Raw genomic sequence first — 325 nt, 5'->3', positions numbered from 1 at the left:
TTTAATCAAAGCTTCCTCACTAGCGGCAATGATTACTGTCCCCGAACTCTTCCAGCAAGCAAAAATTGTGGGCGGATGAGAATTTGATTATATGACCATGTTTATATTGGTTGCCTTGATTTACTGGGTCTTATGCAGTGTGGTCTCATTGCTCCAAGACTTTTTGGAAAAACGCTATGCAAAATATCTATAACAACAAAAAACAGAACCATGGGATCTGCTCAGATTGTTAACAAAGGGCTAAAATGAACTTGATTTTAGCCCTTTGTTTACTTTACAGCGTGATAGAAAACCTTTGCAGTCTAGGAAGGACGAGTACTGGCAC

Annotated in this window: 1 pseudogene; it reads left to right on the top strand. The window is 39.4% G+C overall.

The annotated features are described in order from the left end of the window. A pseudogene (locus KVT11_RS21155) lies at positions 1 to 193 on the top strand (cysteine ABC transporter permease); the annotation flags it as partial. Positions 194 to 325 lie beyond the last annotated feature (132 nt).

The organism is Bacillus sp. GbtcB10 (assembly GCF_019091365.1).
Classification (GTDB): domain Bacteria; phylum Bacillota; class Bacilli; order Bacillales; family Bacillaceae; genus Bacillus; species Bacillus altitudinis.
This window is presented reverse-complemented; position numbering and strand designations above follow the sequence as displayed.